The organism is Stenotrophomonas genospecies 5 (assembly GCF_054473825.1).
This window is the reverse complement of record NZ_JBTMUW010000001.1, coordinates 3,175,460-3,188,775: the sequence shown is the minus strand read 5'-3', so window position 1 is coordinate 3,188,775 and position 13,316 is coordinate 3,175,460. Positions and strand designations below refer to the sequence as shown.

Here is a 13,316-nt window from a genome sequence, read left to right as displayed (position 1 = left end):
TGCCGCGCTCGCCGGGCATGGCCCGGCGTTACCTGCGCGTTCGGCAGAGCCGGACCCATGCTCGGCTGCACAGGGTCCATGCAGTCCTTCAGGCCGCGCGCGCCAGCGCATCGCCGCTCGCCGCGGGGGGCGACAGATCGAACACATCCACCGCGTCCATCAACCGGTCCGCCTGCTGCTCCAGGCTGCGCGCGGCGGCGCTGGCCTCTTCCACCAGCGCGGCATTCTGCTGGGTCGCGCCGTCCATCTGCACCACGGTCTGGTTGACCTGTTCGATGCCTGCACTCTGTTCCTGCGACGCGGCGGAGATCTCGGCCATGATGTCGGTCACGCGCTGCACCGAGGCGACGATCTCAGCCATGGTCATGCCCGCCTGGCGCACGCGTTGTGCGCCATCGGCCACCTGGTCCACCGAGGTATCGATCAGCGTCTTGATCTCCTTGGCCGCATTGGCTGAACGCTGCGCCAGCGTACGCACCTCACTGGCCACCACGGCGAAGCCCCGGCCCTGCTCACCGGCACGCGCAGCCTCCACCGCTGCGTTCAACGCCAGGATATTGGTCTGGAAGGCGATGCCATCGATCACGCTGATGATGTCGGCGATCTGCCGCGAAGAAGCTTCGATCGCCCCCATCGTCGCCACCACCTGCGTGACCACCTCGCCCCCCTGCGAGGCAACCTCGTGCGCGCCGATCGCAAGCTGGTTGGCCTGGCGTGCGTGCTCGGCGTTCTGGCGCACGGTGGAGGTCAGTTCCTCCATCGATGCTGCCGTCTCCTCCAGGTTGGCAGCCTGCTGCTCGGTGCGGCGCGACAGGTCGTTGTTGCCGGCGGCGATCTCGGCGGCCGCGGCATGGATGCTGCCCGAAGTGTGCTTGATGTCGGTGACGATGGTGGCCAGCTGCGCCGCAGTCGTGTTGGCATCGCCAGCGATGCGGGCGAACACGCCCTGGAAGCTGCCGTGCATGCGCGCGCCAAGCCGGCCATCGGCAATCGCGCGCAGCATCGTTGAGACCTCGCCGAGATTCTGCTCGGTGGTCTGCATGAGCTGGTTCAGGCCCTCCACCATCGCGCGGAAGTCATGCTCGAAGCGCGCGCTGTCACCGCGCTGGCTGAAATCGCCGGCCGCAGCGGCGGCGGCAAGGCGGCGGATCTCGCCGTTGATGGTGCCAAGGTTGGCCTTGGCAGTATCCAGCGCTTCGGTGATGACGGCCTTCTCGCCTGGCAGGCGCTCCATGTCCTCGCTGAGATCGCCCACCGCATAGCGGCCCATGATCGTGATCGCGCGCATCTTCACCCGGATGTGCGCGTCGACCAGCGCGTTGCTGTCGGCCACCATGGTTCCGAATGCGCCAGGGAAGGCGCTGGCATCCATGCGATAGCTGATCGAGCCGGCGTCATGCGCCTTCGCCATTGCCGCCTGCGCCTCGAGCACGCCGCCCACCGTGGCCTGCACGGCCTGCATGGCCTGCGCCAGCCGGCCCACTTCATCGCGGCTGCGAACCTGCACGACGTGCTGCAGGTCGCCAGCGGCCACGGCGCGCGCAGCCGCCTCCACCGCCAGCACCGGTTGCACCACCGCGCGGCGCAGCCACCAGGCCAGGCCCATCAGCAGCAGCGCAGCGGCGACCACGGTCAGCACCGCGCACAGCAGCAGCATCTGCCTTGCCTGCTGCGCGCGCGTGGCCACCGCGGCCTCGGCCACCCGGGCGGCCTGCGTGCTCAGCGCGTCCAGCGATGCGGCCACCGCGCGGTCCTTGCCCCGCACCAGGGTATCGCCGGCAGTGGCATCGTAGCCGGCCGCAGCAAACGCCTGCAGGGCAGCGTGATAGTCCTTCTGCAGCTGCGCATGCAGGCCAGCGAAGGCGAGGGCGAGCTCGCGCGTACGCGAATCGGGGCTGCTGGCCAGCCCGCGTGCCAGTCCATCGACGATTCTGCCTTCGCTGTCGAATGCATCCAGATGACGCTGGCGCAGGACCGGATCGTGGCCCCGCAGCAGCACGTTCTTCCATTCCTGCACCTGGCCACGGAACTCGCGCTGCAGGCGTTCGGCATCGCGGCCATGGGCGACTTCGGCAGGCACCTCGGCAGACAGCTTCAGCCAGGCCGACGCCAGGCCGGCCAAGGCACACAGCAGGATGACGGCGAGGCCAAGGGATACGGCGCCGAGCAGCTTCGTCTGCAGTCGCGGCGCATGGGGAGAGGCATTCATGGGGCGAGATCTCGGAAGGGGGGCGATGCGGTATCGACCTGATCTCGCGTGCTCTGAAGTGCGATAAGGATCACATTATCGTTTCGTTCAATGAGGTGAAGGAAATGTTTCATAGGACAGATGTGTCCATATGGAACGAAACAGGACGCTCGACAGGGGATATAAATGTAACTATTGTTGTTACATGAAATCCTCGAACCCGCTTTCCGACGCGCTGCACGTGATGGCCCATCTCGTGGGCCAGCAGGGGCCGCGCACCTCCGAACAGCTGGCCATGTGCCTGCCGACCCATCCGGTGGTGATCCGCCGGCTGCTGGCACAGATGCACAAGGCCGGGTTGGTGCGCAGCACACGCGGGCACGGCGGTGGCAGCCAGCTGGCGCGCGATGCCACCCGCATCACGCTGCACGACATCTACCTGGCGGTCGGCGCACCGCCGCTGGTGCAGATCGGCACACGCGGCGCAGGTCGTGGCTGCCCGATCCAGCAACTGGTCGACTCGGCGCTGCTCGATGGTGCCCGCGAAGCGCAGCGATTGCTGGAACACCGCCTGCAGTCCACCACGCTCGACCAGCTCGGCGCGGAGTTCGCGCGCCACCTCGCCCATCACCGCTCCCTGGAAGGACACCATGAATCCTGAAGTGATCATCGTCGGCGGCAGTTACGCCGGCATCGCCGCGGGCCTGATCCTGGCCCGCGCACGCCGCGCGGTCACCGTCATCGACGCCGGCCTGCCCCGCAACCGTGCGGCCAGCCATTCGCATGGCGTCCTCGGCCTGGACGGCATCAGTGGTGCCGAGCTGTTGAAGACGGCGCGCCAGCAGCTGCTGGACTATCCCAGCGTGCGCTGGATCCATGCCGAGGCCGCGCACGCCACCGCCAGCCCCGACGGTGTCGAGGTCCGCACCGCGGATGGCCAGGTGCTGGCCGCACGCAAGCTGCTGCTGGCCAGTGGCATCAGTGACCAGCTGCCGGACCTGCCCGGCCTGGCCGAGCGCTGGGGCAGCACCGTGCTGCATTGTCCCTACTGCCATGGCTACGAAGTCGGCGGCGGAGCGATCGGCGTACTCGGCGGCCATCCGATGTCGGCCGGCAAGGCACCGCTGTTCGCCGACTGGGGCAATGTCACCTTCTTCAGCCAGGCGGGGGAGATCAGTGAAGAGGAACGCGCGGCCATGCAGCAGCGTGGCGTGCAGATCGAGATCTCGCCGGTGATTGCCGTGCAGGGCGACCAGCCGACCTGGCTGGAAGTGGAACTGGCCGATGGCCGTCGCATCGCCCAGCGCGCGCTGTTCGTTCCAGCCACCCAGGCGATGGCCACGCCGCTGGTGCAGCAGCTGGGCTGCGCGCTGGTCGAAAGCCCGCTCGGCGTGCTGATCGAGGTGGACGCGATGAAGCAGACCTCGGTGCCGAACGTGTACGCCGCAGGCGACGCGACCACGGTTGGCAACATCACCCTGGCCGCCGCCGAAGGGGTGCGTGCCGGGATCGGCGTGCATCACGCGCTGGTCAGCGAAGACAGCATCGGGTGACGGAAAGGGCCGGATTCCGCTCTCTTGAACGACATCCGGCCCGCCCCATCAGCCTTTGACGCACAGCACCTGGCGCAGTGTGTGGACCACGTCCACCAGGTCGAGCTGGGCGGCCATCACATCGTCGATCGACTTGTACGCCGCCGGCGATTCATCCAGCACGCCGCTGTCCTTGCGGCACTCCACATGCGCGGTCGCCTCGCGGTGCTGGGCCAGGGTGATCCGCTCGCGTGCCGTGCCGCGGCTCATCACCCGGCCTGCGCCGTGGCTGCAGCTGTGGAAACTGTCTGCATTGCCCTTGCCACGCACGATGTAGCTGCGCGTGCCCATGCTGCCGGGGATGATGCCCAGCTCGCCCTGGCGTGCACTGACCGCACCCTTGCGGGTGACCAGCAGTTCCTGCCCGGCGTGCGTTTCCTTCTGCACGTAGTTGTGGTGGCAGTTGACGGCCATCGCCGCCAGCCGGAACGGCGGCAGCCGATGCCGCATCTCGGCCAGCACGCGCGCCATCATCGCCTCGCGATTGTGCCGCGCGTAGTCCTGCGCCCAGGACACCGCTTCCACGTAGTCGTCGAACAGCGGCTCGCCTTCCATGAAGAAGGCCAGGTCCTTGTCAGGCAGATGGAAGCCGAGCACGCGGCGCTCCAGCTCGCGACGCGCCTGCTCGATGAAGTACGTGCCGATCAGGTTGCCGGTGCCACGCGAGCCGCTGTGCAGCATTACCCACACGGCATCCGCTTCATCCAGGCACAGCTCGATGAAGTGGTTGCCACCTCCCAGCGTGCCCAGCTGGCGATCGAGCTTGTCGGTGCGGATCCGGCGATGCCTGTCCTTGATCTTCTCCAGGCCAGCGGCCAGGCCGGACTGCACCAGCCGCGTGTGGATGCTGTCGGGCATGCGCTGATGCTCGCCACCGCGACCGTTGCCGACCGGGATGCTGCGCTCGATGCTGTTGCGCAGCTGCCGCAGGTCATCGGGCAGGTCGTTGGCCTGCAGTGTCGTGCGCACTGCGGCCATGCCGCAGCCGATGTCCACGCCCACCGCCGCCGGAATGATCGCCCCGCGGGTCGGGATCACCGAGCCGACGGTCGCGCCCTTTCCCAGGTGCACGTCCGGCATCACGGCCACCCAGGGCCCGACGAATGGAATGGCGGCGATGTTGCGCAGCTGCTCATGGGCCTGCGCTTCCAGCGGCACGCCGTTCACCCAGCCCTTGATCGGCGTGGTGCCCTCGGCATGCAGCCATTGATAGGTGTGTTGAGTATCCATGTTGCAATCCATCTCCTTGATGGGCCGGCGGCGCGTCCCTGCGCCGCCCCAGCCCCCTACTTCATCGTCACCAGCTGCTTCAGCACGCCATCCAGGCCGCCGAACACGGTGAGCTTGTCGATCTTCTCGGTGACCTTCTCCAGCGCTTCCAGCTCCTTCAGCCGCATCAGCACCGGGTTGTCCTCGATCAGCCTGGCGGTATTGAGCTGCGAGCGGGTGGCGTTGGCCTCCTCGCGGCGGCGGATCACGCTGGCCTGTGCCTGCTTCTCGGCCAGCACCACGCCGTTGAGGATCTCCTTCATCTCGCCCGGCAGGATCACGTCCTTGATGCCGACACCCAGCAGCTGCACACCGTGGCCCTCGATCGCGGCGCGCACGTGCGCGGCGATCTCACCGTCCAGCGCCGCCTTCTCGCCCAGCAGCTCATCCAGGCTGCGCGTGGCGATTGCCTGGCGCAGCCCGAACTGCAGCTGCCGGTAGATGAACTCGTCGGCGTTGCTGAGCGTGCGGTGTGCACGCACCGGGTCGACCACCTGCACGGTCGCGGCCAGGTTCACCCGCAGGGTCACCTTGTCGCGGCTGAGCAGCTCCTGGCCGGACACGTCGAGCGAACGCGCACGCAGTTCGACGCGCTCCACCGACACGTTGCCGTTGAAATTCCAGAACGCGTGCAGTCCGGCATCCAGGGTCTGTCGCAGCGTACCGTCGACGAACAGCAGGCCGACCGACTCGCTCGGCACGGTGCTGATCACCGCCACGCGCGGCAGTACGCCCAACTGGCCCAGGCGCTGCTGCACGTCGGCCGGCACGCGCGGTTCGTCATCCAGGGCCATCACGCGCACCGCGGTCTCGACCGAACCCCGCCAGTAAAGATGGCGGCTGCCGGGCGGCAGGACATCGTCGATACGGCCATTGCGCAGCAGCAGACCCACCTGTGCAGCGCCGATATCGGCCAGCACGAAGTGTTCGTGCAGCTGTGCTCCCAGCGCGTCGATCAGGCTGTCCTGGTCGCTGCCGCTGTAGGCGCTGCCCTTCGATGCGTTGTGCACGGTCACGTGCGGCGAGCCGCCGAACCGCGACAGGCGGTGCACGCCCGGCAGCAGCACCTGCTGGAAACGACGGTTGCGATACACCAGGCCGCGCTCGCCGTCGCCGATCACGACCTTGATGGTCCAGAACATGGGAGTCTCTCCTTGTATGGCTCTGGTGGTTCGACCCGATGGAAATCCATCGCCGCGACCCGGGCCGATCAGGTCGTGGCGAGGCGGCCTGCACACCCCGTGCAGGCCGCGGAAGAGGGCGGCCACCGGTGGACGGTCCGCGCGCGGAGCCTTCGGTGCGCCGGCAGTACCGCCATGGGCGCCGCCGGCAGGCAGCACCGGGGTGGACCAAGGCGGGCAGTGACGGCGGACCGGGGCCCGGCGTGCGGTCCGTTGCTTCCACTTCTCCGCCCGAAGGCGATGTCCGTGGATGGCGACGATGGCCGCTGGGACGTGCGTCCCGGGTGTTGCTTCAAGTCATGACGTGACAGGTCATGTGGTTTGGAGTGGGAATTGAACCCACGACAGACGGACTCAGGATCCGTTGCTCTGACCAGGCTGAGCTATCCAGTTGGGAACCGCGCGGAATCGAACCGCGTGCCGGCGAACCGGCGCCTGCGACCAGCAGGCGATCCAGGCGAGGGCATGTCCGCGACCTCCGGCATACGCTACGGCAGCGCCGCGCGCACCAGCCCGCCATTGAAGCGGGACCGTTGGAAAATCGAGGGTGCAGGCCATCGACATTATCGGCGGGCGATAATGTTGTGAGGCGATGCAGATAATGTCCGGGCACGGCCGCCCGCGCGAAGATAAACTCCGGCGTGCAGGTAATGGCCGATCAGTGTGCGGCGGAATGCCGCGCGGGGTGCAGTTCTGGCATCGCGGGTCCTTGTGCCGACGCAAACGAAAACGCCCCCGAGACATGCGTTCCGAGGGCGTCGTCAAGCCTCGGAGATCGGGGTGGCCGATCTCCGCAGGGCGGGTATCAGGCCGTTGTGGGCAGTGCTTCCTTGCCGGACGCGCGCGCCAGCACATCCATGCGCAGGCATGGCAGCAGTGTGGCGATGGCGGAGAAATGCGCGTTCAAGGGAAACATCCAGGCGGGTGTTGAAACGAGGTGCGCACGATAAACCACGATTTAGTCGTGCGCAACCATTTTGTTGAATTATTTTCTTCTGCCCGATGCCGGCGACCGCCCCCGGCCAATCTCAGCCTTCCGCGCTTGCCGCGTCCAGCTGCGCGACATCCTGCACGCTCAGCGATACATTCGCCGCGGCCAGCAGGTCGTGCAGCTGTTCGACGCTGGTGGCGCTGACGATCGGCGCGGTGATCGACGGCCGTGCGATCTGCCATGCCAGTGCGATCTGTGCCGGGCTGGCAGTGTGCTTGCTGGCCACGTCATCCAGCGCTTCCAGGATGCGCAGGCCGCGCGGGTTGAGATAACGCTTCACCACGTTCTCGCCCCGCGCCGGGCTTTTGCCCGCATCGGCTGCCGTGCGGTACTTGCCGCTCAGGAAGCCGCTGGCCAGTGCGTAATAGCCGATCACGCCGATCTGCTCGCGCTGCACCAGCGGTTCCAGCGCGGTCTCGTAGCCGGCGCGGTCGTAGAGGTTGTACTCCGGCTGCAGGGTTTCGTAACGCGGCAGCTTGTAATCGGTGGATACCTTCAGCGCATCGGCCAGGCGGGTGGCGCTGTAGTTGGAGGCACCGATGGCGCGCACCTTGCCGGCTTCGATCAGGCGACCGAACGCGGCCAGCGTGGCTTCCAGCGGTGTCGACTCATCATCCTCGTGCGCCTGGTACAGATCGATCACATCGGTCTGCAGGCGACGCAGCGAGTCTTCCACCGCCGCATTGATGTTGTCCGGGGTCAGCCCCGGGCGCTCGGCCCATTTGCCGACCTTGGTCGCCAGCACCACCTTCTCGCGCTTGCCGCTGCGGGCGAACCACCTGCCGATCAGCGTCTCCGATTCGCCGCCTGCATTGCCGGGCACCCAGGCCGAGTACACGTCGGCGGTGTCGACCAGGTTGAAGCCGGCGTCGACGAAGGCATCGAGCAGGGCGAAGCTGGCCTTCTCGTCGGCGCTCCAGCCGAACACGTTGCCTCCGAAGGCGAGCGGACGTACATGCAGGCCGGAACGGCCCAGTTCACGGGTTGCCGTCATGGGCACGGTCTCCTTGGGGGAAGTGCTCCAGAATAGAACGCGTTGTGTTACCGCGCTGCGGCGCTGACCACAAAACAGTGTTCCGCGACGGGCGCGCGGCTAACGATTTGTGAACACCTGGCGCGCGGTGACTGCTAGTCTCGCCGCATCATTCCGCTGGAGTCGCCCCGATGATGCCTGCTTCGTCCCTGCGTGGTTGCCGCCTGTTGCTTGCTTCCGCCCTGCTTGCTGCCGTGCCCGCGTACGCTGCGCCGACCTTGGTGGCGCCGGCGCAGATCCAGGTATCGCCCGCCATCGACGCTGCGGTGAAGGCGTCGACCCGCGATCCGGCCAACGTCAAGCGTGATGGCTACCGTCATCCGGCACAGTCGCTGGCCTTCTTCTCGGTGGCACCGGAGAAGACCGTCATCGAAATCACTCCGGGCAACGGTTGGTACTCGGAAATCCTCGCGCCGCTGCTGCATGACAAGGGCCGGTACGTGGCATCCGTGGTTGACCCGATGGCGGTGGCAGAAGGCCGTGGCCGCGATTACCAGCAGCGCAGCCGCGATGGCCTGGAAAAGAAGTTCGCCGGTGCGCCGGCACAGTTCGGCAAAGCAGTCGTGGTCGCCTACGATCCGGCCACGCCGGTGTTCGGACCGGCCAACTCGGCCGATGTGGTGCTGACCTTCCGCAACGTGCACAACTGGCGCAAGGCCGGCCAGGCGCAGGGCATGTTCCAGGGCTTCTTCAACGTGCTCAAGCCGGGCGGCGTGCTGGGCGTGGTGGAGCACCGCGCCAAGGCCGATGTGGCCGACGATGATGACACTGGTTATGTCGGCCAGCAGCAGGTGATCGCCCTGGCCGAGGCCGCCGGCTTCAGGTTGGATGCGCGCAGCGAGATCAATGCCAACCCGCGCGACACCAAGGATCATCCCAACGGCGTGTGGACCCTGCCGCCGACCAACCAGCATGACAAGGCCGACGCCGCGAAGTACCAGGCCATCGGCGAAAGCGATCGCATGACCCTGCGCTTCATCAAGCCCTGAGGCGAAGCCTCGCAGCCGCAAGCGGCAATGGACACACGTGTATCCGCCGGGCCTGGCCCGGCGCGACAGTCAAAGGAGTGAGCGGTTGAAGAAGATCCTGTACATCGTGATCGCAGTACTGGTGCTGGTACGCCTGTTCGACTTCACCTTCCATGGCGGCAATACCTATGACCTGCTGGGCGCGGTGGGGTTCGCGGTGCTGTTGATCGGCATCCTGCAGGATGAACGCGCGCGCCGTGCGAGCCCGCCATTGGCGTCCCAGCGGCGGCGGGCGGCGATCGCATCGGCCTGTGGCATTGCGCTGGTGCTTGTTTCGTTCCTGCTGAAGTGGAAAGTCTTCGGCTGAGGCGCCCGTGATCGCGATGGCAGCGCCGGGATGGGACAATGCCGCATCCACCGCCTGCCGTGCCTGCGATGCTGATTGCCTTCAACAAGCCGTTCAATGTGCTGTGCCAGTTCACCGATCGCAGCGTCCCGCCGCGCCCGACCCTGGCGGGGTTCGGCCTGCCGCCGCGTGTGTATGCGGCCGGCCGGCTGGATCATGACAGTGAAGGCCTGCTGCTGCTGACCGACAACGGCCCCTTGGCGCACAGGTTGACCGATCCGAAGCACAAGGCCGACAAGACCTACTGGGTGCAGGTGGAAGGCACGCCTGGCGAGGACCAGCTGCAGCGCCTGCGCAGCGGCGTGATCCTCAATGACGGGCCGACCCTGCCGGCGAAGGTCGAACGGCTCGATCCCGCGCCGGAGCTGTGGACGCGCGATCCGCCCGTGCGTTTCCGCAAGACCGTGCCGGATACCTGGCTGGCGATCACGATCCGTGAAGGGCGCAACCGCCAGGTACGGCGGATGACCGCCGCCGTGAACCTGCCCACCCTGCGCCTGGTGCGGGTGGCAATGGGTCCTTACCGGCTGGATGATCTGCGCCCCGGACAGTGGCGGCAGATCGGCTGAAACGAAACGGGCCGGAGATCACCCACAGGCGATCTCCGGCCCGGATGCAGCCGCCTGCCTCAGGCGTCGCTGCCGATATCGCTGTGCTCGTCGACCACGGTGTCGTTGCGGCGGTCGCGGGCACTGATGCGCTGCGCCTGGCCATCGACGACGTGACCATTGGCCGCCTTCTTCTTCTGCTGCTTGCGATACAGGGCATAGCCGAGCAGACCCACACCCACTGCCGCGGCGGCGATGGTCACTGCCGGATTGCGGCGGGCGAACTTGCTGGCAACCTTGCCACCGGTCTTCACTGCGCCGAGTGCGGCTCCCGTCTTGATCCAGTCGCTGGCCTGCGGACCCAGATGGCGCAGGCTGCCGCCGGCACTCTTCAGGCCGTCGCCCGCAGTGTGGGCCAGGTCCAGGGCGCGCTCCAGGGCGCGGTCGGTAATCACGGTCAGTCTGCTCATGCGGGGGTCCTTTGCCTCGGGTCGAAGTCCAGTGTGGCGCGTTGCCCGTAAACGGTATGTCAGTCGGGCAGTCACACGGCGTGACTCTACGCGCTCCATTCAGGATCAGGCAGGATTGCTATGTTCCCCGTGGTTTGGCCCGGTGGGTGGCGGTGGCCGTCCACGGGTCGTCCGGCCAGGGATGGCGGGGATAGCGGCCCTTCATCTCTTTCTTCACCTCGGCATAGGTGTTTTCCCAGAAGTTGCGCAGGTCCTGGGTGACCTGCAGCGGACGACCGCCGGGTGACAGCAGGTGCAGGGTCAGTGGCACGCGCCCATCGGCGATGCGGGGAGTGTCTGCCAGTCCGAACAACTCCTGCAGCTTCACGGCCAGCACCGGTGGCAGCGGTTCGCCGGACTCGCTGTCCAGTGCATAGGTGATGGGCCGCTCCAGCCCGGAGGGCACAGTGATGCGGGTTGGCGCATGCCGCTCCACGAGCTGCCGCTGTGACCATGCCAGGGGCGACTTCAGCGCTTCTGCGAAGCTGGCTTCGTCCAGCGCATCGAGGCGGCTCTTGCCGGCAAACGCAGGCTGCAGCCACTGCGCGCGGGTGGCGAGCAGCGTGGCATCGCTGCAGTCGGGCAGCTCCAGCTCGGGCATCCAGCGACGCAGCGACTCCACCCGTGCCTGCCATTGGCGCAGGGCCTCGGTCCACGGCAGTGCCTGCAGGCCGAGCTCGGCAACAGCCTCGGTCAAGGCGCCGGCCGCGTGTTCCGGGTCGACCCGGCCCGCCGAGCGACTGTCCAGCACGATGCGATCGAAGCGGGTTTCGCGCAGTGCGACCAGCGCACGCCGTTCGCCGTCCCAGCGCACCGTGTCGGTGGTGACGAAGCGCTGCGGGTAGATCCTGCGCAGATGGTCCTCATCGACCGGCGCGGCGCGCAGCAGAAGCGCATCGCGGGCCTCGAAACGCAGTTCGCTGGCGACCAGCCACGGTTCGCCACGCAGATCGCTCAGTTCATGCAGGCGCGCGCTGCGCCCGTTGGCGAGCAGGTAGCGCAGCGGATCGCCCGGATGCTGGAAGCCGATACGATCGGGAAAAGCGTGCGCCAGCAGATCGCCCAGCGCGTGCGCTTCGATGCTGGCAGGGGGCGCGGCATCGCAGCGCAGCCGACGCCGCCACTGGCGCGCGGCGGCATCAATGGCAGCCAGTCCACCACGACTGGCATCGGCCGGCGCGCGGCCAGCACGGAACGCGGCCAGCGCGCGCCAGCGTGCCGCCAGTGCGTCGCCGCCCTGGCGCAGGGGGTCGCGTGCTTCCAGCAGCGCCGCCAGATCGGCCGCCAGCGCCTGTGCGTGCGGGTCAGGGGCGGCGAGCAGCATCGCAGCCATGCGTGGATGGGTACCCAGCGCCAGCACGCGTCGGCCCAAGGCGGTGATCGCGCCCGACTCCGACAACGCGCCCAGGCGGTGCAGCAGCTCGCGCGCCGCACCCATCGGTCCGCTTGGGGGCGGATCGAGAAAGCGCAGGTCGCTGCTGCCCCACGCCGCCAGCTCCAGCGCCAGTCCTGCCAGTTCGACCTGGTCGATCTCGGCACGCCGCTGAGGCTCCAGCCGCTGCGACTGCGGCCACAGGCGCCAGGCCACGCCCTCGGCCACGCGGCCGGCACGACCGGCACGCTGGTCGGCCGAGGCCTGCGCAATGGCCACCACGTCCAGGCGGGTGAAGCCGCTGTTCGGGTCATAGCGGGGCTCGCGTGCCAGGCCGCTGTCGATCACCACGCGCACGCCGGGCAGGGTCACCGAGGATTCGGCCACGTTGGTGGCCAGCACCACGCGGCGGCGGCCCTCATCTGCGGGTTGCAGCACGCGCGCCTGCTGCTCCACCGGCAGTTCGCCATGCAGTGCCAGGACCTCGGTGTTGCCGCCGATCGATTCCTGCAGACCGGCCTGCACGCGGGCGATCTCCCGCTGGCCAGGCAGGAACACCAGCACGTCGCCCGGGTGCTCGACCAGCGCCTGCTGCACTGCACGGCGGACCTGCAGTTCCAGCGATTCTTCGCGACGCGCCGGGAAGTGGCTGACGGTCACGGGGTAGCTGCGGCCCTCGCTGCTCAAGCGGGGTGCGTCGAGGAAGCGTGCCAGCCGCTCGCCATCCAGGGTCGCCGACATGACCACCAGCCGCAGGTCGTGGCGCAGCTGTGCCTGTACGTCCAGCGCCAGTGCCAATCCCAGGTCGCCGCTGAGGTGGCGCTCATGGAACTCGTCGAACAGGATCGCGCCCACCTGTTCCAGCAACGGGTCGTCCTGCAGCATGCGGGTCAGGATGCCTTCGGTCACCACCTCGATGCGGGTGCGCGCGGACACCCGGTTCTCGAAGCGGATGCGGTAGCCGACGGTATCGCCGACCTCCTCGCCGAGCTGCCTTGCCATGAACATCGCTGCGCTGCGCGCGGCCACCCGGCGCGGCTCCAGCAGGATGATCCTGCGGCCCTGCAGCCACGGTGCATCGAGCAGCGCCAGCGGTACCTGGGTGGTCTTGCCGGCGCCCGGTGGTGCCTCCAGCACGAGCCGTGGCTGTGCGGCCAGATGCTGCTGGATCTGCGGCAGCAGCGGAGAAATGGGGAAGTGCGGGGCGTCCATGCGCAAAGGATAAGGGGCCACGCTGGGCGCGGGTACAATGCGCAGGC

11 protein-coding genes and 1 tRNA gene are annotated in these 13,316 nt (G+C 67.8%); 5 read left to right on the top strand and 7 right to left on the bottom strand.

The genetic code is table 11. The features are described 5' to 3' along the window. Window positions 1–88: 88 nt before the first annotated feature. Window positions 89–2,209 carry a methyl-accepting chemotaxis protein gene (locus ACX9OW_RS14635; protein WP_459062434.1) on the bottom strand — a complete coding sequence of 707 codons (2,121 nt, stop codon included), beginning with the start codon at window positions 2,207–2,209 and terminating at the stop codon, window positions 89–91. A gap of 184 nt (window positions 2,210–2,393) precedes the next feature. Between ACX9OW_RS14635 and ACX9OW_RS14630 the strand changes: the two genes are divergently transcribed. Beyond that, complete coding sequence (locus tag ACX9OW_RS14630; RefSeq protein WP_053518119.1) at window positions 2,394–2,849, top strand: Rrf2 family transcriptional regulator; 456 nt, start codon at window positions 2,394–2,396, stop codon at window positions 2,847–2,849. Beyond that, window positions 2,839–3,741 (top strand): NAD(P)/FAD-dependent oxidoreductase, encoded by a 903-nt coding sequence (locus tag ACX9OW_RS14625; RefSeq protein WP_164150470.1) that lies wholly within the window; start codon window positions 2,839–2,841, stop codon window positions 3,739–3,741. The genes ACX9OW_RS14630 and ACX9OW_RS14625 overlap by 11 nt, the downstream gene beginning before the upstream one ends. A 48-nt stretch (window positions 3,742–3,789) precedes the next feature. Here the strand turns inward: ACX9OW_RS14625 and ACX9OW_RS14620 are convergent, their stop codons facing one another. From ACX9OW_RS14620 to ACX9OW_RS14605, 4 genes are all read right to left on the bottom strand, one after another. Next, on the bottom strand, window positions 3,790–5,010 hold the full coding sequence (locus tag ACX9OW_RS14620) for an RtcB family protein (RefSeq protein ID WP_459062433.1): 1,221 nt from the start codon (window positions 5,008–5,010) through the stop codon (window positions 3,790–3,792). Between the two features lie 56 nt (window positions 5,011–5,066). After that, complete coding sequence (locus ACX9OW_RS14615; RefSeq protein ID WP_459062432.1) at window positions 5,067–6,191, bottom strand: slipin family protein; 1,125 nt, start codon at window positions 6,189–6,191, stop codon at window positions 5,067–5,069. A 356-nt stretch (window positions 6,192–6,547) separates the two neighbouring features. Beyond that, window positions 6,548–6,621: transfer RNA gene (locus ACX9OW_RS14610), tRNA-Gln, on the bottom strand. A 637-nt stretch (window positions 6,622–7,258) separates the two neighbouring features. Next, window positions 7,259–8,215 carry an aldo/keto reductase gene (locus ACX9OW_RS14605; protein WP_180876485.1) on the bottom strand — a complete coding sequence of 319 codons (957 nt, stop codon included), beginning with the start codon at window positions 8,213–8,215 and terminating at the stop codon, window positions 7,259–7,261. A gap of 170 nt (window positions 8,216–8,385) precedes the next feature. Here ACX9OW_RS14605 and ACX9OW_RS14600 point away from each other — a divergent pair, with 170 nt between their 5' ends. From ACX9OW_RS14600 to ACX9OW_RS14590, 3 genes are all read left to right on the top strand, one after another. Then, window positions 8,386–9,243 carry a class I SAM-dependent methyltransferase gene (locus tag ACX9OW_RS14600; protein WP_459062431.1) on the top strand — a complete coding sequence of 286 codons (858 nt, stop codon included), beginning with the start codon at window positions 8,386–8,388 and terminating at the stop codon, window positions 9,241–9,243. Window positions 9,244–9,328: 85 nt separating this feature from the next. Continuing rightward, window positions 9,329–9,589 (top strand): hypothetical protein, encoded by a 261-nt coding sequence (locus tag ACX9OW_RS14595; RefSeq protein ID WP_065174290.1) that lies wholly within the window; start codon window positions 9,329–9,331, stop codon window positions 9,587–9,589. 68 nt (window positions 9,590–9,657) lie between these two features. After that, window positions 9,658–10,197, top strand: a complete 540-nt coding sequence (locus ACX9OW_RS14590; protein ID WP_197600288.1) for a pseudouridine synthase — start codon at window positions 9,658–9,660, stop codon at window positions 10,195–10,197. A gap of 59 nt (window positions 10,198–10,256) precedes the next feature. Here ACX9OW_RS14590 and ACX9OW_RS14585 read toward each other — a convergent pair whose 3' ends face one another. Together ACX9OW_RS14585 and hrpB are read right to left on the bottom strand one after the other, a co-directional pair. Further along, entirely contained in the window at window positions 10,257–10,646 is a 390-nt protein-coding gene (locus ACX9OW_RS14585) for a hypothetical protein (RefSeq protein ID WP_459062430.1), read from the bottom strand. Between the two features lie 118 nt (window positions 10,647–10,764). After that, entirely contained in the window at window positions 10,765–13,269 is a 2,505-nt protein-coding gene (gene hrpB / locus ACX9OW_RS14580; protein ID WP_459062429.1) for an ATP-dependent helicase HrpB, read from the bottom strand. Window positions 13,270–13,316: the final 47 nt, after the last annotated feature.